The 19,327-nt window shown below is 60.2% G+C and carries 19 protein-coding genes; 15 read left to right on the plus strand and 4 right to left on the minus strand.

The genetic code is table 11. The annotated features are described in order from the left end of the window. The first annotated feature begins 44 nt into the window (after positions 1-44). Positions 45-416 carry a hypothetical protein gene (locus BGE01nite_RS04525; RefSeq protein WP_146849078.1) on the plus strand — a complete coding sequence of 124 codons (372 nt, stop codon included), beginning with the start codon at positions 45-47 and terminating at the stop codon, positions 414-416. A gap of 75 nt (positions 417-491) precedes the next feature. Here the strand turns inward: BGE01nite_RS04525 and BGE01nite_RS04530 are convergent, their stop codons facing one another. Further along, positions 492-1,910 carry a hypothetical protein gene (locus tag BGE01nite_RS04530; protein WP_146849079.1) on the minus strand — a complete coding sequence of 473 codons (1,419 nt, stop codon included), beginning with the start codon at positions 1,908-1,910 and terminating at the stop codon, positions 492-494. 114 nt (positions 1,911-2,024) lie between these two features. Here BGE01nite_RS04530 and BGE01nite_RS04535 point away from each other — a divergent pair, with 114 nt between their 5' ends. From BGE01nite_RS04535 to BGE01nite_RS04590, 12 genes are all read left to right on the plus strand, one after another. Beyond that, a complete protein-coding gene (locus tag BGE01nite_RS04535; protein WP_146849080.1) occupies positions 2,025-3,014 on the plus strand; it encodes a DHH family phosphoesterase in 990 nt (329 codons plus the stop codon). After that, a complete protein-coding gene (gene truB / locus BGE01nite_RS04540; RefSeq protein WP_146849081.1) occupies positions 2,992-3,720 on the plus strand; it encodes a tRNA pseudouridine(55) synthase TruB in 729 nt (242 codons plus the stop codon). Before BGE01nite_RS04535 ends, truB begins: the two co-directional genes overlap by 23 nt. A gap of 142 nt (positions 3,721-3,862) precedes the next feature. After that, a complete protein-coding gene (locus tag BGE01nite_RS04545) occupies positions 3,863-4,609 on the plus strand; it encodes a 16S rRNA (uracil(1498)-N(3))-methyltransferase (RefSeq protein WP_146849082.1) in 747 nt (248 codons plus the stop codon). A 61-nt stretch (positions 4,610-4,670) separates the two neighbouring features. Beyond that, positions 4,671-5,474 carry a hypothetical protein gene (locus BGE01nite_RS04550; RefSeq protein WP_146849083.1) on the plus strand — a complete coding sequence of 268 codons (804 nt, stop codon included), beginning with the start codon at positions 4,671-4,673 and terminating at the stop codon, positions 5,472-5,474. Between the two features lie 37 nt (positions 5,475-5,511). Further along, positions 5,512-5,937 carry a hypothetical protein gene (locus BGE01nite_RS04555; protein ID WP_146849084.1) on the plus strand — a complete coding sequence of 142 codons (426 nt, stop codon included), beginning with the start codon at positions 5,512-5,514 and terminating at the stop codon, positions 5,935-5,937. Between the two features lie 68 nt (positions 5,938-6,005). After that, positions 6,006-6,815 carry a hypothetical protein gene (locus BGE01nite_RS04560; protein ID WP_146849085.1) on the plus strand — a complete coding sequence of 270 codons (810 nt, stop codon included), beginning with the start codon at positions 6,006-6,008 and terminating at the stop codon, positions 6,813-6,815. A 49-nt stretch (positions 6,816-6,864) separates the two neighbouring features. After that, complete coding sequence (tsaA, locus tag BGE01nite_RS04565; protein ID WP_146849086.1) at positions 6,865-7,542, plus strand: tRNA (N6-threonylcarbamoyladenosine(37)-N6)-methyltransferase TrmO; 678 nt, start codon at positions 6,865-6,867, stop codon at positions 7,540-7,542. 35 nt (positions 7,543-7,577) lie between these two features. Further along, complete coding sequence (locus BGE01nite_RS04570; protein WP_146849087.1) at positions 7,578-8,675, plus strand: SGNH/GDSL hydrolase family protein; 1,098 nt, start codon at positions 7,578-7,580, stop codon at positions 8,673-8,675. Between the two features lie 125 nt (positions 8,676-8,800). Further along, the gene (locus tag BGE01nite_RS04575) at positions 8,801-9,397 is read left to right on the plus strand and encodes a golvesin C-terminal-like domain-containing protein (protein ID WP_146849088.1); all 597 of its coding nucleotides are present in this window, start codon (positions 8,801-8,803) and stop codon (positions 9,395-9,397) included. Positions 9,398-9,413: 16 nt separating this feature from the next. Continuing rightward, entirely contained in the window at positions 9,414-10,820 is a 1,407-nt protein-coding gene (locus BGE01nite_RS04580) for an NCS2 family permease (protein WP_218032893.1), read from the plus strand. 45 nt (positions 10,821-10,865) lie between these two features. After that, entirely contained in the window at positions 10,866-11,723 is an 858-nt protein-coding gene (locus BGE01nite_RS04585; protein WP_146849089.1) for a phosphotransferase, read from the plus strand. A gap of 270 nt (positions 11,724-11,993) precedes the next feature. After that, positions 11,994-12,857, plus strand: a complete 864-nt coding sequence (locus BGE01nite_RS04590) for a DUF3592 domain-containing protein (protein WP_146849090.1) — start codon at positions 11,994-11,996, stop codon at positions 12,855-12,857. A 1-nt stretch (position 12,858) separates the two neighbouring features. Here the strand turns inward: BGE01nite_RS04590 and BGE01nite_RS04595 are convergent, their stop codons facing one another. Beyond that, positions 12,859-13,443 carry a hypothetical protein gene (locus BGE01nite_RS04595; protein ID WP_146849091.1) on the minus strand — a complete coding sequence of 195 codons (585 nt, stop codon included), beginning with the start codon at positions 13,441-13,443 and terminating at the stop codon, positions 12,859-12,861. Between the two features lie 110 nt (positions 13,444-13,553). On the opposite strand from BGE01nite_RS04595, the gene BGE01nite_RS04600 reads away from it, so the two are divergent. Further along, positions 13,554-14,822 (plus strand): glycoside hydrolase family protein, encoded by a 1,269-nt coding sequence (locus BGE01nite_RS04600; protein ID WP_146849092.1) that lies wholly within the window; start codon positions 13,554-13,556, stop codon positions 14,820-14,822. Between the two features lie 178 nt (positions 14,823-15,000). On the opposite strand, the gene BGE01nite_RS04605 is transcribed toward BGE01nite_RS04600, so the two are convergent. Beyond that, on the minus strand, positions 15,001-16,671 hold the full coding sequence (locus BGE01nite_RS04605; RefSeq protein WP_146849093.1) for a hypothetical protein: 1,671 nt from the start codon (positions 16,669-16,671) through the stop codon (positions 15,001-15,003). 153 nt (positions 16,672-16,824) lie between these two features. Between BGE01nite_RS04605 and BGE01nite_RS04610 the strand changes: the two genes are divergently transcribed. Continuing rightward, the gene (locus BGE01nite_RS04610; RefSeq protein ID WP_146849094.1) at positions 16,825-18,384 is read left to right on the plus strand and encodes a DUF3592 domain-containing protein; all 1,560 of its coding nucleotides are present in this window, start codon (positions 16,825-16,827) and stop codon (positions 18,382-18,384) included. Positions 18,385-18,441: 57 nt separating this feature from the next. Here BGE01nite_RS04610 and folP read toward each other — a convergent pair whose 3' ends face one another. Then, positions 18,442-19,287: a dihydropteroate synthase gene (gene folP, locus BGE01nite_RS04615; protein ID WP_146849095.1), complete on the minus strand. Its 846-nt coding sequence runs from the start codon at positions 19,285-19,287 to the stop codon at positions 18,442-18,444. Between the last annotated feature and the right edge of the window lie 40 nt (positions 19,288-19,327).

Consider the following 19,327-nt stretch of genomic DNA (forward strand, 5'->3'; position numbering starts at 1 on the left):
GGAGACAGCCAAGATCTCGCAAATCGCCTGAGTGAACTGCAGCCATGCCACCCAAACGCCGAGCTACAATCTATGTCGCTGCTGCATCACTTCTGCTGGCGGCTGGAATGGCATACTATGGACAAGAGAAGACAATCCTGGACATGGATCAGTGGAGATCGGGCTGGGAGCAAAGCTCCGCGCAGGAACGGTACAAGTTATCTAAAGCTCTGATTGTTCACTTGAATGCGCACCAGCCGTCCAGGGATGACGTGTTGCGTCTGCTCGGTTCACCCGACCGAGAGATCGGGGATTCATTTCTTCAGTATGATCTAGGTCGGCATTCGTCCGTGCCGCTTTTTTCGAGAGATAAATGGTGGCTTTCCATCAGTTTCGAGGACGGAAATGTTTCCGAGGCGAAAAGAAACCCGGATTAGATAGTGATCAAGAAAACCCAAGCACACGCTGAAGCGTGAACAACGTACTTGAGGAGCGCGGTTTGATTGGCCTAACTAACTACGCAGCCAATCAAAGAAGGATTTTTTGACCTGGGCCTCGCGTGGGATGTCGACGGGTTCAGCGGGGGGATGGCTGCCCTCAGTGGCGGGCACATGTCCCTCGCTGGTGGGAGGCGCATGCGGCACAATCGCTGGTGGTGCGAAGGCGTGCACGAACTGCGGTGTGACAGGTTCCGCGGCGACTTCAGGATCCGTCACCAGGAAGCCGGACTCGGCCATGGCGGCGGCGGTTTCCTCGTCGGTCATGCCGGGCAGGTGCACCTCGTCCGGAATCTCACCCACGGGCTCGTGGGTGGGCTGGGGGATGTAGTGCAGAGAGTCGTAGGCCGGCGCGGGTGGATGATGTGGTTGAGGGGCCGGGGTGTCTTCGCCCGGGGCCTCGGCATCAATCAGAGGGGAGGAGGCAGGAAACACATTCAGGTCCGGCATGGCCGGCATCTGTGCATAGGTGAACGGAGCGGTGGGTGCTTCGGCGGAGGCGTCAGCGAAGGTGGGCAGCGGCTCGTCCTCATCCAGCGTGTCGAGCAGGGGGGAGGAGGGCGGAAAAATGTACATCTCTGGCATCTCCGGGGCCTGGATGCGCGGCAGCGGTGTTGCGGGCGCGTTTGCCAGAGGTTCATCCGGGCTGGGGAAGGCGGGCAGCGGCTCGCTCTTCGGACTTTTTCCAGCGAGTGAGGGATTCAGGGCGGCACGCAGATCGTTCCAGGCATCTGCCAGCGGGGCCTCGGTCCGCACCGGGGCGATGGGGAAGGCGAGCGGTGGTGCGGGATCAAGATCTGCGGCGGGTGCTTCTGGTTCCGCGAAGGGAGACGTGGGCACAAATGAGGCAGCCAGCGATTCCAGGGTTGGAATGGGAGGCGCCTCGTAAGTGGCGGCGACCGGATCAGGCGGAGGCGGCTCAAAGGCCGTCGAGAAAGGCGAGGGGGTGAAAGGTGAAGGTGCGAACGTGGGCGCTGTTTCCGGTTCAGGTGGAGGCGCGAAGGCGAATTCATTCACCACTGGCTCGGCGGGCAGTGGCGGGGTGGACTCAAAAAAAGCCACCGGCTCGGGCAGGGATGCGGGCTCGAAGGCAAACATCGGCGCGGGTGCGGGTGCCGATTCCATCACCACAGGCTCTGCGGGTGGCGTAAGGAGGGTTGGTGGCAGTTCCGGGGAGGTCGGAGGTAGCTCCTGGGTCACCGGAGCCGGCATCATGACCGGGGCTGGTTCGCGAGAGATGGGGGCCTGAGGTGCTGCGGGCCGGTGCGCGGGCACCTGCTGGCGCTTCTTCCACCAGGCCAGGGCCAGACCAGCGGCCAGCGCCAGGGCCGGGCGGCCCATGCGCGAGGCGACGATCACCCCTGCGGCAGAGGCGAGCGCAATGGTGGCAAAGCCTGCCGGACGTGAAGCCGAAGATGGAGGGGGGTTATCCATGTGTTTCGAGGGTATCTCATAGCGTCATACGCGTGCAACACGAATGTCGGCTCCCTGCGGGAAGAGCATCTTCCTCTTGCACGGGAGGCGTGAAGTGCTTTCTGCTCACCCCCCATGTCCCGTCCGGCCCACACCCTCTCAGAAATCGCCGCTGCCCTGCGCTCCGCGCAGCGCATCGCCATCGCCGCGCATGTGCGTCCGGATGGTGACGCGGTCGGCTCCGTGCTCGGCCTCGCGCTCAGCCTGCGTGCCATGGGCAAGACCGTCTATGCGCTGCTGGAGGATGGCGTGCCTTCCAATCTCACCTTCCTGCCAGAAACAGGCACGGTTTTGCAGCCGCCCTATGACACGCTGGACATCGACTGCGCTATCGCAGTGGACACGGCCACGCATGAGCGTGTGGGTGCAGCCACGAAGGCAGCCCTGGGTGTCGCGCCGCTGCTGGTGAACATCGACCATCACCCCACCAATCCCGGCTATGGTCATCTGAACCATGTGGATGGCTCCCAGCCTGCGGTGGGCCAGATTGTCTATGAGTTGATCAAAGAAGGCGGCTTTCCCATCACGGACTCCGTGCTGCAGCATCTCTTCACCGCTATCAGCACGGACACCGGTTCCTTTCAGTTCCCCAGCACCACGGCGCGCACGCATGAGATCGCCGCGGAGATGATGAAGGAGGGACTCGACACGGCCTATCTGGCGCAGATGCTTTACCAGACTTACCCGGCGCGCCGTCTGGCCCTCATGCGCTCCATGCTCAATGAGATGCAGTTCCGCGCTGACGGCCGCATCGTGAGCTGGAACCTCAAGCAAACGCTCATGGACGAGGTGAAGATGGAGTCCGGTGACACGGAAGGCATCATCGACACCCTGCGCATGATCGACAGCGTGATCAGCGCCGTTATTTTTGAGGAGCTGCCGGATGGCAAGATCCGCGTCTCCTCACGCTCCAAAGATTCCCGGCTGGATGTCTCCGCCGTGTGCGCCCAGTTCGGCGGCGGTGGACACCGCCTCGCGGCTGGTGCGCGGATGAAAGGCCCCATCGAAGCGGCCGCAGACACTTTTTTAAATGCCCTCGAACATGAAGTCCGACGACTCGCTTAACGGCGTCCTCCTGGTGGATAAAGGTCCTGACATGACATCTCACGATGTCGTGGCCGTGGCCCGCCGCTGCCTCAACATGAAAAAAATCGGCCACTGCGGCACGCTGGACCCCATGGCCACCGGCATGCTCATCCTGGTCATCGGCACGGGCACGAAGCTCTCCGACCTGCTCATGAGCGAGGACAAGGAATACACTGGCACGCTGAAACTGGGCCAGACCACGAACACCCAGGACCGCGAAGGCGAGGTGCTGGAGGAAAAGCCCGTGCCTGCCTTCAGCGATGAGGAGGTCAAGACGGCCTTTAAAGCTTTCCAGGGAGATTTCTATCAGATGCCGCCCATGGTCAGCGCCATCAAGATCAATGGCGTTCCTTTGCACAAGCTGGCCCGCAAAGGCCAGGAGGTCGTGCGCGAGCCGCGCTTCGTCCGTGTGTATGCGCACGAGATCAACCGCGTGGCCGTGCCTGAGGTGGACTTCCGCATCGTCTGCAGCAAGGGCTTCTATGTCCGCACCTATGCGCATGACATCGGCCAGAAGCTCGGCTGCGGTGCGCATCTCACTGACCTGCGCCGCACGCGCAGCGGCCACTTCACCTTCAAGGAAGGCAACCACACCACCTTCGATGCGCTCAAGCAGGGCCGTCGTGACGAGGTGCTCGCCTCCATGATGAGCCTTTACGATGTCTCCAAGCTCCGCGGAGCGTGAGTAGCATGACGAATGACTAAATCCGAATGACGAAGGAATGCCCAGTGACTAACTTCGGGAAGGTCTTGGGCTGGTCATCGCTCCTTTTCGGGCTTCGTCATTCTTTCGTCACTAGGCCATTCGGATTTCGTCATTCTCTCCCATGTCCTTGAGCCGCTTTCATCTCCCCGCCAGCCAATGGCAGCCGGATCAGCTCACGCTGACGGGAGATGAGGCTGCGCACTGCGCCCGCGTGTTGCGGAAAGACGTGGGGGATGTGATCGAGGTCTTTGATGGGCAGGGTCGTGTGGCCACCGCCACCATCACCAGCCTATCCAAAAGTGCGGTCAAAGCGCGCGTCGACTCTCTGGTGCATCATGAGTCACGCAGGCAGGAGATCCATCTCCTGCCTGCCATGATTAAAGCCGAGCCTTTCGAGTGGCTGCTGGAAAAGGCCACCGAGCTCGGAGCCGCCAGTGTGCTGCCTGTGATCACTGCCCGCACCATCGTGCATCTCAGTGGCGACCATCTGGAAAAGAAGCTGCACAAGTGGCAGCGCCACATGATCGAGTCTGCGAAGCAGTGCCACACCCCCTGGGTGCCTGTCCTGGAGCGGCCTCGGGCCTTCACGGATCTGCTTTCCAGGCTGCCCGCAGAAACCACACGTCTCATTCCTGCTTTGAGCGAGCACTCGCGCCGCCTGCATGAGATCACCTTCAGCGCTGCGCAGCCCATCTTCATCCTGATCGGCCCGGAAGGGGACTTCACGGCCGACGAGGAAGCTGCTGCACAAGAGGCCGCCTTTCAGCCGATCACGCTGGGCCCTCTCATCCTCCGCGCCGAGACCGCTGCCATCGCCACATTGGCCATGGTGGGTCATGAGGTGGCCAGGCAAAAAGTCTGCTGCTAAAGCAGTAGTCCGGACTGAAGGAGAAGCTTGCCGGTCCAGGACTTAAGACCTACGGGTAAGCGTGAAAACGCTTTTGCTTCTTTCTGCTGTGCTGCTTGCTCCTGCCCTCAGCGTGACCGCTGCGGAGCCTGCGATCTTTCTCGAGCTTCCCACTCTTTACGTCATTGGCGGTCATGCGGAGGGAAAGTGGCTGGGCACGCAGAAGGCCGGCAAGGCCATGAAGCCGAATACGCCCTTTCGCATCTTCACCCTGAACGGTGAAAGCGGAAAGCTCACTGCTAAAAAGGCCGCTGCCATGGAGGACGTTTGCATGGATGTCTGGAGCGCCGAGGTGGAGCCTGAGATCGAAAAGGATGGCATCGCCATCGCGGCCAGCTGGGAGCCGATGCCACGGCCCGTGAAGGCATCTTCCAACACGCTCGAAGTCTACATCAAGGCCGTGAGCGACATTCTCGTCAGCCAGGGAATCCGCAAACCCACGGTGAAGATCACGCAGCATCTGCGCACGGATCTGGATGGAGATGGCAATGAGGAGGTGCTGCTCTCCGCCACGCATTACAAGACCAGCGAGGGACTCGGTGACGTGCCCACCTCCGCCAGCGCTGGCAATTACTCCTTCGTCGCCCTGCGCCGTGTCATCGATGGCAAGGTGCACACCCAGATCCTCGATGGTGAGTTCTACGAGAAGTCGAAGGAGTTCAACGCGCCGAACCTGCATCAGGTGAGCGCCATCCTGGACCTGGATGGCGATGGAAAGATGGAGGTCATCCTGAGCTCCGAATACTACGAAGGCGGCGCTACCACCGTCTGGCAATTCGGTGCCAAGGAAGCCACGAAAGTGCTCGAGGTGGCTTGTGGAGTGTAAAATAGTCAGTGGATGAAAATCCAATTCTTTGTTAGTCGTGAAGACTTTGCTGAACATACAGAAACTTGCTCCGATTTTGGTCGGCAAGGGTATCAAGCATGTCTCTTCAACGCCGCTGACGTGGAAAGGTGATGTAGGAACGCGGGACTGTCTGGTTCACTTTGGTGACGGCACTGCGGTTCTGTTGAACTCTGCCGATCTTGAGAGTGAGCTGGAGTATTATGCCGATGGTGTCGATGACAATGGCCTTGTGATCGACACCGAGCTCAGTCAGACCGTCTCTGGGCAGATGGTCCAGGCTGTGATCTCAAGCCAGAATGTCTTTTCCTTTGGGCTGCTGCTGACTGACGGCCCTGTGATCTGCGGGGACTTCCTGACGGGACAAGATGGTGTTTATCAAGCGGCCTGTGTCATGCTCATGAGCGAGTTCGAGGATGATAGACCTCAGTTGTTTGGGAAATGAGCACAGTAGCTGTCGGGCGCTGTCTTTTCCATGTTGCGACCTTGGATGGCTGCCTTTGATTACCACTCATGAAAGCTGCATATCGTCAGGCGAACCAGCACACCTTGATGTGGCTGACGGTTGTCCTTTTTGGCCTGGCGGGACAGTTGCCCGTGATGTGGCTTATGTACAGTCTTGGGTGGGAAAAGAAGTTGCAGGCCTGGGTGCTCGTGCCGGCTGCTGTGCCGCTTTGCCTCTCGATCATTTTTGGCCGGTGGCGTTTCGCGCGGTTGAATCGTCAACGGCTCCTGGGCGTGTCGGCCACGCTCGAATCTCTCGGATTTATGGCCTCCATGGAGCCGAAGCCAGAGACGAAAACTTCCTTTTGGCAATCCATGGAAAAGGTGATGAGCTACATGGAGATGGATCGTGGCTCCGAGGCTGTGCAGTGGCTGGCTCTTCGCGGTGAGGAAGGCAGCCGCATGGCCGCATGGGAATACCTATACACCACCGGCGGCGGCAAAACCCACCAGGTCCATCAGTTCACGGGTCTCGCCTGGCCTGCCACGCATCCAGATTTGCCAGAGGGGCTCGGTCTACTGCCTGGCTGCCATCTCCGCAAGACAGGCCGGCTGCAACGCCGCGCTTGGCGGAAGCATGAGGCCACCGTGCCGGGCATGGAAGCCCTTCACAAGATCTGGGCGCTCTACGGCAGTGTGGAAACCGCCACGCGTGTGCTGACACCAGAAATGCTGGCAGTGCTGGAGCGCTCGCCAAAGTTTGAATCCTGGTTCATCGGCGATGGCTGGGTCTGCTGCCGCTTTCGTAGCGACCTGGATGGAAAGAACCTGCAGCTCTTCTGGGACCACGCGCATGAGGTGCTGAAGCGCCTGCGCTAGGCCTCGAGTTTCCTTCTTGCTGTGGCGAAGGCCACGCACTAGTTGGCGCATGATCTCGCTGAATGTCATCGCCACGCTGCGGACCTGCTACACGGACAAGTTCGGGGTGCCGCGGCAGTCCGGACTCGCGCCGGATGCGTGGGGCATCATCGAGTTCGAGCCGGCGTATCGTCGTGTGGAAGCCGTGCGCGGCATCGAGGCCTTCAGCCACCTGTGGTTGATCACGCAGTTTCATCTGGTGAAGGAAGAGCCGACGTCTCTCACCGTTCGGCCTCCGCGACTTGGCGGCAATGAACGGCGTGGTGTCTTCGCCACGCGCTCTCCCTTCCGGCCCAACAGGCTAACCTTAAGCGTGGTAAAACTGGACCGCGTGGAGCTTGAGGGTGACATGGCACCGCGTTTGTTCGTCTCAGGTGTGGACCTGGTGGATGGAACGCCCGTGTTCGACATCAAACCCTACGTGCGCTATGCAGACTCGATTCCGGACGCGCGCAGCGGCTTTGCGGATGCCGTGCCTGCCAGGGTGCCCGTCATCTGGGAGTGCGAGAGCCGCGTGCCTGATGAGGTGCGGGTCATCATTGATCAATCCCTGGCCTTGCAACCGCAGCCCGCCTATCACGAAGATGGCAACCGGGAGTATGCCACAGAGATCTCGGGCTGGCGGGTGCGCTGGGCATCCACCGAGGCAGGTATGCTGGTGAAGGCATGTGACCAGCACAACCCGTGAGTGAGATGGCCGGGCACCGGCGTTTTTCTTGACGCATGCTCTCCGCCTCCACGCTCCGCCGCTGTCTTTTCATCTCTCTGCTCGCAGGCAGCGCCATTGCGGCAGATCCGCCGGTGCAGCACATCAAGTTTCCTGATCCACGCATCACGGTGAGCGGCCTCGGCTGGTGGAAGGAGCAGCCGAAACTCCAGCGCTTTCCCGACCGCTTGAAAGCAGAGATGCCCTCGAAGGTATGGCAGCTCTCACAGGCTCCGGCAGGCGTGCGGCTGCGCTTCCGCACGGACACAATCGACCTCGGCATCTCCGCCACCACAGGGAACTACAAGCTCTCTTACTCACCGCCTGTCGCCCTGATCGGTGTGGATGTGTATTCGGATGGCCGCTATCTCGGAAGTGCTCTTCCAGACGAACAAAAAGTGTTGGAAAAGAAATTCACCCTGGGTGTGGAAAGAGTGATGCGGGATGTAGAGATCTACCTGCCCAGCGGAGCACCGACCGTGGTAAAAGAGATCACGCTCGATGAAGGCGCGAAGCTGGAAGCGGCGCACGCTTATTCGAATGAGAAGCCTATCGTCTACTATGGCTCCAGCATCACTCAGGGCGCGCAGGCATCGAATCCAGGTGTGGCGTTTCCGTGCTTCGTCGGGCGCTGGTTGAACATGGATTTTGTGAACCTCGGTTTCTCAGGGAATGGTCTCGGCGAACCTGCCCTGGCACGTGCTGTGGCGGAGATCCCCGCCGCCGTGTATGTCGTCGACTACTGGGCCAATCCGCCGCCGGAAGTGTATGAGAAGACCTTCCCCGAGTTCATCGCCATCATCCGCGCGAAGCATCCTGAAACACCTATTGTAGTCACCGGACCCTATTACAATCCTTCCGAAGTCTTCGGCAGCCGCATGGGACATTATCAACTCGAAAAGCGGAAGCTCATCCCACGCCTCGTCGAGGAGAAGCAGAAGGCCGGTGACAAGAACATCCACTATGTCGATGGCCTCGATCTGATCTCCCCGGATCAAGCGGATGCACTCTCCGATGCACGCCATGCCAACAGCTACGGCATGTTCCTCTACGCACGCGGGCTTGAACCCATGCTGCGCAAGGTCCTGAACCTTCCAGCAGCTCCCTTGCGGTAGTTCATCGTCGTGACGCCACCCATGACTACCACAGAGGAACACAGAGGTTTTGATTCAAAGTCCTCTGTGCTCCTCCGTGTCCTCTGTGGTGAAAGGTATTGGGATTCCTGCAGTTGAATCATCGCATGAAACACAAGCTCGCCATCACCATCGGCATGTCTGCACTCTGCGCAGCCTTGGCTGCCGATGTGACTTTGGTGCCTCATCCGAAGGCCTTGAAGAACATCCACCCTCCCGGAGAGGTGGATCGGCCGGAAATGGTGAAGTTCATCGTGGCGGATCCAGCTTCACTGCCCGGCATCGTGGTGGACGAAACGGCGGCAGAACTGGTGGGTGAGTGGCAGTATTCCACGCACACGCCACCGTATGTCGGCCTCGGTTATCTGCATGACATGAAGGCAGGGAAGGGGAGCAAGTCCGTCACCTTCACTCCCACACTAGCCAAAGCAGGATGGTATGAGGTGAGGTTCGCGCATTGTTACAATGTGCGCCGATCGGCGAATGCGCCGGTGACCATTCATCACGCGGAGGCTGACACCACGCTTCGGATCAATTTACAGGAAGAGCCTGAACATGACCGACTGTTTCGATCACTCGGCAAGTTCCGGTTTGAGGCAGGTCGCGCGGGCTGGGTGCGTGTGTCGAACGAAGGCACCGAGCCCAACAGAGTGGTCATCGCGGATGCGGTGCAGTTTCTGCCCTGTGAGGCACCTGCACGCTGAGGTGGCGAGTTTGTGATTGCACACGCATCTCCGCGCGCTCCTCATGGCCCGCATGGCGGATTTCTTCAAGCTTCATGAGCGTGGCAGCTCCCTGCGCAGGGAGGTTCTGGGCGGCCTGACCACCTTTGTGACCATGGCCTACATCATCGTGGTGAACCCGGCCATCCTCAGCTTCGCGGGTATCCCCGTCGGGCCTGGCACGGTCGCCACCATCCTCACTGCGGTGGTGGGATGCGCACTGATGGGCTTGATTGCGAACCGACCTATCGCCGTGGCGCCTTACATGGGGGAGAATGCTTTTATTGCTTTTGGTTTGGCCACATTGGGCATTGGCTGGGAGCAGCGGCTCGGTGCGGTGTTTGTCAGTGGCGTGCTGTTTTTGATCATCACCATCATCGGGCTGCGTGGATGGCTGGCGAATGCGGTGCCTGCGGGTTTGAAGCACAGCTTCGCGGTGGGGATCGGCCTGTTCCTGGCCTTCATCGGCCTGTATGAGACGGGTGTTGTCACCAGCTTTGTGGCGGGCATGCCAGCGCAGTCTTTGCAGACGACTGCGCAGGGTCTTTTCATCGCGCCGGCGGTGCCGGTGAAGCTCGGGCATCTGCATGATCCGCAGGTGCTGCTGGCTATCGGTGGCTTCATCTTGATGATGGTGCTCATGATCCGCCGTGTGCGTGGGGCGCTGCTCCTCGGCATTGTGGTCACGGCCCTGGCCGGATGGCTGCTCGGCTTCGGAACAGCACCCAAGGCCATCGTCGCTCTGCCCTTCACCGGTGACTACAACCTCAGCGCCATCGCCTTCAAGCTGGACATCGCCAGCGTGCTGAAGCTTAGCTTTCTGCCGGTGCTGCTCACGCTGTTTTTGATGAGCTTTCTCGATACCCTCGCCACCTTGACCGGCCTCGGTGCAGCTGCGGATATGCTGGATGAAAAAGGCAACCTGCCCGAGGTGCAGAAGCCCATGCTGGTGGATGCGCTGACCTGCATGTTCAGCGGCCTGATTGGCACCTCGACCAGCGGTGCGTATATCGAATCCGCCACAGGCATCAGTGAAGGCGCTCGTACAGGGCTGGCCGCCTTGGTCACGGCAGGTTTGTTTGCGCTCTCGCTGTTCTTTATCCCGCTCATCGAACCGTTGCAGCAGCTTCGCTTTGCTTATGGTCCTGCCTTGATCGCGGTCGGTGTGCTCATGGTCGGCTCGGTACGGCGCATCGACTTTGATGATCTCACCGAATGGGCCCCTGCCTTCGTGACCATCGTGATGATGCTCTTCACCTACAACATCGCCAATGGTCTCACCGCAGGCTTTGTGGTGCATCCGCTGCTGAAGATCGCCACGGGCCGTGTGCGCGAGCTGAACGGAGGCATGATCGTGCTGGCGCTGCTGTGCACGGCCTACTTCCTTTTTGGACTGCCTCATTGAGAAAAGCCGTGCGCGCATGGGCGAGCACGCTCCTGTGCGTCGCCCATGCCCGACCCTGAACTTCCGCTCCGTGCCGCCACGGAAACTGCCATTGCCCACGGCATCACGCCGGATCGATGTGACATCCTGCAGAACAGCAGCACGCTCGTCGTGCGGCTGACAGAGACGCTGGTGGCACGTGTGGTGCAGGATCGTGATGGCCCGCGCCAGGGCACGGAATGGTTCGCTCGGGAAAATGCCATCGCGCATCATCTCACGGTGCATGGTGCGCCGGTTATCCCGCTGCATCCAGATCTGCCTCCAGGTCCGCATGAGCATCTGGGATATCCCATGAATTTTTGGGAATTCGTGACGCGGATCGAGGCCGAGCCAGAGCCGCAGGAGATCGGCCGCACGCTGCGTCAATGCCATGAGATCATGAGCCGCTTCGCAGAGCCTCTGCCGGAGCTGGCCATCCTCACGGAAAGCATCGCCATCCTCGATGAGCGAGAGCTCTTTCCTGCGGCTACTCAGCAGCTGCTGCGTGATCATCTCACGAAGTCCATTGAGGTGCTGAGCGCCTATCCGCATCAGCCTCTGCATGGTGATGCGCACATGGGCAACCTCATGAACACCACACGCGGTCTGCTTTGGACAGACTGGGAGGATACCTTCGCCGGTCCCGTGGAGTGGGACGTGGCCTCCATCATCTGGAATGCGAAGCTGCTCGATGAAGACCAGGCTACAGTGAATGCCATCCTTGAAGCTTATGGCCCCGTGGACGAACAAGCATTGCATCAAAGCCTCATCGGCCGAGCTGCGGTGATGACGGCCTGGTATCCCATCCTGTATCCGACTCCGAATGAGGAGCGCCAGCGCCGCTTGCGCAGCCGCATTGAGTGGCTTGAAAGTGTGAAGAGTTAGGCCGATACCTCCTCCCCGGCGTTGACTGCGCCTGCCTGACTCTATGAATCTCCAAGACGCATTTTCGCCAAGCTGGCGAGGCCTTCTAGGAAAAGGCTGCCTGCTGCTTCTGCTGGTGTGGGCGCTGCCTCTCCAGGCCAAGCCAGACTTCACCGCCTCCGAGATCACGGTGGCGAACCAGCCTGTGGTCGAGGGTGGGGTTGCCCAGTTCCAGCTGGTGCTGCGCAATCGCGGAGATCAGCCTTCTGAGGTGACTTATGTGCGCATTCAGTGGCCGCTCAGGGGTATCTGGTGGAGCTCAAGGGGCTCGATGATGCGCAGCTGGATCACGATGAGAGGACGATCACCGCCTCGATTTCGCTGGCTGCCGGCGCCGAACGAAAAGTAGAGATGAGGGTGCTGGCTCCTCGTGACTCAGCAGGAGATGCGCTTTCCGTCAGCATGCATCTGGCTCACTTCCACACGATGTCGGAAGCCTGGGTGCACCGGACGATCACGGTCGACACACGCCGTTCACCTCAAGAGTCGGGCAACACCGGCGGGGGACTGACTTCAGCAGGCGTCGTCACGGTCATCTGGTTGGTGGTCACCTCCTTCGCCGTGGCGCTGACGGGAGTGATGGTCGGAGGTCGCCGGGGTTTCTTCAGCCCGCGTGCCGGTGTGGTGGCCATCATGGTCGCCATCGGCTTCTGGCTGGTGTTTGCCGGAATGGCCTGGCGTGACTATCGTGTGCTGAATGAATGGACTGCCTCCACGGCGACAATCGTCGGACGGCGCGTGGTGCATCACACCGTGAACAGCCAGTCGCGCACCACCGGAGGGACCTCACGGTCGTCGGATGTGGCCAAGCCTGAATTCGCGCTGCGTTACGTGGTGCAGGGGCGGGACATGCTCTCCACTGGCTATGACACGGGCTCATCGCTACGTGTCGGCGGCGGCAAGGCGCAGTTGGAGAAAGAGTTCCAGGAGTGGACGGTCGGTGCTCAAGTTCCGTGCTGGTATGATCCGCGCGATCCGGCGGATGTCGTCTTGAAGCGCGGTTACGGCGGAGCCTATCTCTTCGCGCTTTTGCCGCTGCTGCCGTTTGCTTTGGGATGGTTCATTTTGCGGAGTGCTTTGTCAGGCAAGCCCTGACCTATTTTTGCAGCTCAGTGACCAGCTTCGGATCATAGGTCGCTCCTTTGGAGACCTGGATCAGCGTCATGCGCACTTTGGTGGGGAAGAACTTTTCAGGGTCAGGGCGCTTATGGGCGTGCAGGTTGTGATCGTCCTTGAGCACCAGATGCATCTCCTTGATGCCCTCGCTCCAGATGATGTCGTTGTTCTGCCAGAAGGTCGTCATGGAGAGATCCTTCTCAATCAGGCCCGCTTTGGAATACGCACCTGTGCCGATGCAGCCATAACCATGGTTCTGCCCTTTGTAAGGGATGTAGCAGACGCTCCAGGAAGTGGGCTGGTCGCCCGCGGGCTTCTCCAGCACCTCGAGCCGCAGATGCACGGTGCCGTTGCGATAGTCGACCGGGCTCGTCCAGTCCTTCGGGCGCTCGGGATTCAGGCGGTCACTCTTCACATAGTAGTGGGATTGGCTGGGCTTGGAGTTCAGCGCATCTTCCTGCGTGAAGGTGAAGGTCACGTCAAAGAGCACAAACTGCTCCGCATGGCTGATGACAGGGCTGAGCAGGATGAAAAGAAGCGAACCAAGAGTGTGGCGGAAGGACATGATTGGTAGGTTGGAGGATGAGGACGTCGAGAACGTGACACGTTGGGAGGTGTGCCTCCTGGATCAAGTGCTGATTGAAACGTGCGGCGGTCGACGTCTGTTGTTTCCCAATGATCCGCTTGCTCTCCTCCCTCCTTCTCTTTCTGGCAGCCTCAGCAGGTGCCAAGGATCAAGCGCCGCTGTTCCGCGACTTCGTGGGTGTGTGCGGACACACGGTCACCTTCAAGCCGGAGCTCTATGCACCGGTCTGCACCTGGGTGCGTGATTATCATCCCGTGCCCTGGGACTTGGCGAAGGACACAAGCACGCTGCCCACGTGGCCCTTCGCGAAAAACAAGGTCTCATGGGAGAAGGTCTATGGCTCCTGGAAGGGCTCAGGGCTGCATATCAACGTCTGCCTCATGCTCGATGAGATGAAGGACAGTTGGAAGAGTCCGGCCAAAGATGCCGAGGCTTATGCAGCCAGCTTTGCCAAGGAGTTCGGCCCCGGCGGCAAGTGGCCGTTTGTGGAAAGCATCGAGATCGGCAACGAGCCGGGGCTTTATACGGACGAGGCGTATCTCGAGCTGTTTGATGCGATGGCGAAGGGCATCCGTGCCGCAAACCCAAAGGTCAAGATCGTCACCAGCAATGTCGAGGCGGGGAAGAGTGATCGTTATTGGAAGTCGGCTCCGATGTTCAAGGATCGCGCGGCGCTCTATGATGTGCTGCAGATCCATCGCTATGCCATCGCGGAGCAGTGGCCGGTGTGGAAGCGCACTTATCCGGAGAACCCGAAGGTGCCCTATCTCAGCAGCATCCAGGACCTCTTGAACTGGCGTGACCAGAATGCACCTGACAAGAAGGTGTGGGTCACCGAGTTCGGCTGGGATGCGAGCTCGAAGACACCGGATCCCAAAGGTGAGTGGGCGAAGTGGACAGACAGCACGGATGAAGAACAGGCCCGCTATCTGGTGCGCTCCTTCTTCCTCTTCTCGGCTATGAATATCGACAAAGCTTTCGTCTATTTCTTCAATGACAAGGACGAGCCGAAACTGCATGCCGCCTCAGGTCTCACACGAAACTATGAACCGAAGCCCGCTTATCATGCCGTGGCCTGGATGCTGAAGTCTCTACGGGACTATCGATTCAATCGTGTGATCAAAGCGTCCTTGGATGAAGGCTACATCTATGAGTTCACCCCGGAGAAAGAAGGCGAACCTGTTGTCTGGGCCGCGTGGCATGCGACGAAGGAGGATGTGGGCATCTCATCCGTGGATTCAGGGAAGGCCTTTCTGAAGGCTGAGCTGATGCCGTTGAGTGCTGGCGCTGTGGAGAGCAGAGATGCCTCCCAGATCAAGAGGTGCGGGCAGCGCCCGATCTTGATTTGGTGGAAGTGACGTGGAAGTCGCGGAGCGTCCCGGAGTGCGGTGGAAAGCGCTCAAGCGTGACACCGCTAGGTGCGCAGTGAATGCTTCCATAACACGCAGACGTGGCGTGCGCACGCGAGCGGTGTCGACGAGGCACGGCTGCTCCGTGCCTCTCTGCCACCGCGCTCCAGGACGCTTCGCGACTGCGTTAGTAGACTCGAAGGCGCAGGAAGGCTCTGGCGGGGGGAGGGAGGATAGGTTGTGTCACCGTCGTCGCAGCTCCCGCAGCTCCCGCAGCACCTGGATAGGTAATCACATGAGTCCAGTTCATGAGATCCGTGGAGGTTTCGGTAATATACGTTAGGTCGGGGCGGGTGCGCTGGAAGCTGAAGACGAGATCGGTGCTGCTCTGCGTTGCTGTCGTCACTGGCAGGTCGACAGCGGGCCGTGCGCCGGCGGCGAAGAGGATGCCGCGGGCGATGGCGTAGACGGTGCCATCGGGACCAATAACGGTCGGCGTGTAAGGCTGCAGGCCCACGCTGGCGACTTGCAGGCTGGTGTAGGTGTTGTTCACCAAGTCCCAGCGGTAGATGTGTCCGTCCTCATTGTTGACGTAGATGGCTTTGCCGGGGACGTCGACCGCGGTGCTGTTGATGCACCATTCATCGTTGTTACCCATCGGGCTCACAAGCGTCATGACCTCCTTCATGTCGGTCTCGCCGGTCAGCGGATTGATCTGCGAGACATTGGGATCCAGGATGGCGATCTTGTTCAAGCCGCCGACGAAGTAGTAGCTGTTGTACTTGGTGAAGAGCAGGTAGGCGGAGCCTGCAGACGAGGTATAACCAGGAACAATGCTAGATGGCACCACCGCCGCCGTGGTGTCCCAGCCGAAGCCGCCGATGAGTTTCGTGGTGAAAAGATCGGCTGAGTAGTGAAGCAAACGGCCGCGGCTGTAGCTGTCATTGTTGATACCGAAATAGACATCGCCATCAGGGCCGATGGTGGGCGATGAGGTGGCGATGCCGAGCACGCCGTTAAGCTGTGCACTGGAGGTCAGAGGTGTGAGAGTTGATGCCTCCAGACGCACCAGCTTGCCCTCGGTGTTGCTGCCGTAGTCGCCGCCATTGCTGAAGACCACATAGAGCTTCGTTTCATCCAGGCTGAGCGCAGGAGCCGCGTTCAGCGCTGTCTGGATGTAACCCGAGACGGTGCTGGCGGCCGCGTAACTGCCAACACCACTGGCCGAGATGCGGGCGATGCCGCCGCCTTGAGCCAGGAGCGGCGTGCTCCCGATGACCTGGAAGCCGAAGTAGATGTTACCCGCTGTGTCACTCGTGACCGGCGTGTTGATCTTCACATTCGCATCATAGGTGGCTTTGTTGGCCAGATAAGCCGTTAGGCCGGGGGAGTTGTCGAAGAAGGCCAGCTTGCCTGTCGCGGTGGCCACGGCCTGGTCCGCATGATCACGCCAGTTCAGCGTGCCACCTGCGGCGGGTACATACACGCGATAGGTGTTAGGCGCTTTCTTCACCAGCATGGGGGAGAAGTTAGGCCGCCAGATGGAGCTTGGAGCGATGTAGTCCGTGGCCATGGTCCAGAGCAGGCTGCCGTCAAAGCCGCGCCGGCCCTGCACCACGAAGTTGTTTCCCGTGCCGGTGGTCACGGGGACAATCACCGTGTTTCCCGCGGTGATCGTGGGGGTGCCGTAGTGGGTGTAGGCGCCGGGATTCAGGTCCACAGGAGTCTGCCAGAGGAGCTGTGTCAGCGGCCGTCCCTGCACCATGGAGATGGCCGTATGCTGCGCATTGCCGCCAAACATGGCCCAGTCCGCCGACCGGGCGAAGGCTGCGAGGCCCATGACGAGCAGAGCAGTCATGGAGATTCTGGGGAGCAAGTTCATGGGTCGCGGAGACTCTGCCACAGGTCCCGTTCCTGCTGCCAGTGCTTTTCGGGCATGAACAAACCTGTTACGGGCTGCTGATTGCATTTTGGGCTGGCTGACAGATGTTCGGGAAATCCCGTCACTCTTATGAACAAGGAACAACCCGGTTTCCGGGTGATGCTACGGTTTCAGAAGATGCTCTTCACGTTTTTGGGCGTGCTGGCCCTGGCGACCATTGTCTGGCAGACTCAGGACTTTGTGGCCTCCTTTGCCGCGTCAGAAATGGTGACCCAGGCAACACTCCGCACCACGGTGGAGAAGGATGATGCGCGTGTGCTGCGCGCCTTCAAGACGGCCAGGGACACGCTGAGGATTCCAGCCGAGCTGACGACTGAGGCGAATCCCCAGCAAAGCACGCGTGATGCGGTCATGACCATCAAGTCAGGCAGCAGCAAGGAGGCTCTGGCGCAGCGTGAGGAGATGGTTCAGACCCTGCTGATGGAGTTCAAGCGCGAGGGCCCGGGCGAGATCTTTGACATCAGCAGCGCACCTGCGGCCTGGCCTGTGCCAAATGAGAAGATGGCAGCCATCAAGCGGGTGCAAAGCATCGTGGCCGGACTCATTCTGGCGACAGGTCTGGTGCTGCTGCTTTTACAGTGGAAGAGTTCGCGTCTGCCCATCGGGGCATTGTTAGGCGTGCTGGCCACAGCCCTGACCATGCTGCTCTACATGACGGAGGGAGAGGGCATTGCCATCAAGACCGCGCTCTTCATCATGGCACCGCCCCTGGCCTTCCTGGGATTGATGATCTATGTGACGCTGCGTGTGAAGCGGGCGGCGAAGTGGCTGGAGAGCAGGGCACGCATCACCCGGTCCGAGGTGGATGTGGTGCGGCATCGCTTTGAAGGGGACACCACCCAGGTGAAGAACAAGCCGCTGGTGCACTATGAATTCAAAGTGGGTTCGGAAAAAATACGCGGTGAGCGCATTAGCGCAGGAATCGCCCCGGCGGACAACGTGGACCAGGTGCTGAAGCGCTATCCCGTGGGAGCCGAGGTGCCGGTGTATTATGATCCCGCGAATCCGAAGGAGTGTGTGCTGGAGCGCGATCCGCCGGTGGGGCTGGGGTGCCTCTGGACTGGCACAGCCATGGTGGTGCTGCTGTATGGCCTCGGTGTGGCCTGGTTCATGAGTGACAAGCCCATGAGCGTCTTTCTGCACTCGCTCTTCCCGCAGGCGAGTCATCCAGGAGTCGTGCTGGTGTTCGGGTTGCTCGGACTGCTCTCGCTGGCGGCTGGGATCTACCATGCGCTGCATCCCACGAAAACGGAGGCATGGCTGCGCAGCCCGGGGCGGATTGTTTCCAGCAAGGTGGAGGCGTATCGCGAATCCATTTCAGACTCAGGGAGCGCACGAACTTTCTACAAGCCGGTGATCGAGTTCAGCTATGAGGTGGACGGGCAGACCTATCACAACACGGTCGGCTCAGACAGCCCCGTGACCGTCTCCGTTTCCGGAGGCCAGGGGTCTGCGGAGGATCAGGTGGCGAAGTATCCTCCGGGGACGGAGGTGGATGTCTTTTACAGTCCGGGAAATCCCACGGCCTCTTCCCTGAACGATCATCCAGCGATGACACTGAATGGCAGGCGCTCACTCATCATGAGTGCGATCTTCATCGCGATCGCCATCTATGCGGCGTTGAATTGATTCCTGAAATTAACCGCAGATGGGCGCAGATGTTCTGAAGAGGAACCATCTCCACGTTCAAGCATGGGTGGCGATTGCCTCGGTCATGCGCAGCGCATGCACATTGGGCTTCACCTCATGCACGCGGAACACTCGTGCGCCGAGTTCGCGCATGTGGGAAGTGAGGGCCACGGTGGGCCATTCGCGGGTTTCGAGACCATCTTCCTCGAGAAGTCGGGCGATCATGCTCTTGCGTGACACACCGACGAGCAGAGGGCGGCCGATTTCGGCGAGGCGGGGCAGGGCACGCACGAGGGAGATATTGTGCTCCAGGGTCTTGCCGAAGCCGAAACCAGGATCGAGCGCGATGCGCTTCGGGTCGATGCCGGTACTCTCCAGCGTGTGGAGCCGCTCGGCGAAGTGGGCGGACACGTCTGCGACCACATCCACATACTCGGGCTTCTGCTGCATGGTGCGCGGGGTGCCGGTCATGTGCATCACCACCAGGCCAGCATCGCATTCTGAGGCCACGTGAGACATGGCGGGATCACCCCGCAGGCCGGTGACGTCATTGATGATGTCCGCGCCGGCGTCCAGCGCAGCCCGGGCCACGGCACCCTTCATGGTGTCGATGGAGATCAGGGTCTTCGTCACGGAGCGGAGCGTGCGGATCACGGGGAGGACGCGGCGGAGTTCCTCTGCCTCCTCCACGGGGTCGGCGCCGGGGCGGGTGGACTCGCCGCCGATGTCCAGGATGTCCGCGCCTTCTTCCACAAGCCGGAGGGCATGTTCCACCGCGCGGCCAGCATCCAGGAACTTCCCGCCGTCAGAAAAGGAATCTGGTGTCACATTGACGATGCCCATGATCATGCCGCGCTGGGAGAGGTCGTGGTCGGTGCCGCGGATACGCCAAAGGTGATTCATGCCGTCTATCCCAGCCGAGAGCGGGGAAGAAGTAAAGCGC

The organism is Prosthecobacter gellanilyticus, assembly GCF_007992435.1.
GTDB classification, from domain to species: domain Bacteria; phylum Verrucomicrobiota; class Verrucomicrobiia; order Verrucomicrobiales; family Verrucomicrobiaceae; genus Prosthecobacter; species Prosthecobacter gellanilyticus.

What these genes read in the sequence shown, in the direction of transcription:
- BGE01nite_RS04525 (WP_146849078.1), top strand. Translation starts at nt 45, where the DNA reads ATGCCACCCAAACGCCGAGCTACAATCTATGTCGCTGCTGCATCACTT.
- BGE01nite_RS04530 (WP_146849079.1), bottom strand. Translation starts at nt 1,910, where the DNA reads ATGGATAACCCCCCTCCATCTTCGGCTTCACGTCCGGCAGGCTTTGCC.
- BGE01nite_RS04535 (WP_146849080.1), top strand. Translation starts at nt 2,025, where the DNA reads ATGTCCCGTCCGGCCCACACCCTCTCAGAAATCGCCGCTGCCCTGCGC.
- truB (WP_146849081.1), top strand. Translation starts at nt 2,992, where the DNA reads ATGAAGTCCGACGACTCGCTTAACGGCGTCCTCCTGGTGGATAAAGGT.
- BGE01nite_RS04545 (WP_146849082.1), top strand. Translation starts at nt 3,863, where the DNA reads ATGTCCTTGAGCCGCTTTCATCTCCCCGCCAGCCAATGGCAGCCGGAT.
- BGE01nite_RS04560 (WP_146849085.1), top strand. Translation starts at nt 6,006, where the DNA reads ATGAAAGCTGCATATCGTCAGGCGAACCAGCACACCTTGATGTGGCTG.
- tsaA (WP_146849086.1), top strand. Translation starts at nt 6,865, where the DNA reads ATGATCTCGCTGAATGTCATCGCCACGCTGCGGACCTGCTACACGGAC.
- BGE01nite_RS04570 (WP_146849087.1), top strand. Translation starts at nt 7,578, where the DNA reads ATGCTCTCCGCCTCCACGCTCCGCCGCTGTCTTTTCATCTCTCTGCTC.
- BGE01nite_RS04575 (WP_146849088.1), top strand. Translation starts at nt 8,801, where the DNA reads ATGAAACACAAGCTCGCCATCACCATCGGCATGTCTGCACTCTGCGCA.
- BGE01nite_RS04585 (WP_146849089.1), top strand. Translation starts at nt 10,866, where the DNA reads ATGCCCGACCCTGAACTTCCGCTCCGTGCCGCCACGGAAACTGCCATT.
- BGE01nite_RS04595 (WP_146849091.1), bottom strand. Translation starts at nt 13,443, where the DNA reads ATGTCCTTCCGCCACACTCTTGGTTCGCTTCTTTTCATCCTGCTCAGC.
- BGE01nite_RS04600 (WP_146849092.1), top strand. Translation starts at nt 13,554, where the DNA reads ATGATCCGCTTGCTCTCCTCCCTCCTTCTCTTTCTGGCAGCCTCAGCA.
- BGE01nite_RS04605 (WP_146849093.1), bottom strand. Translation starts at nt 16,671, where the DNA reads ATGACTGCTCTGCTCGTCATGGGCCTCGCAGCCTTCGCCCGGTCGGCG.
- BGE01nite_RS04610 (WP_146849094.1), top strand. Translation starts at nt 16,825, where the DNA reads ATGAACAAGGAACAACCCGGTTTCCGGGTGATGCTACGGTTTCAGAAG.
- folP (WP_146849095.1), bottom strand. Translation starts at nt 19,287, where the DNA reads ATGAATCACCTTTGGCGTATCCGCGGCACCGACCACGACCTCTCCCAG.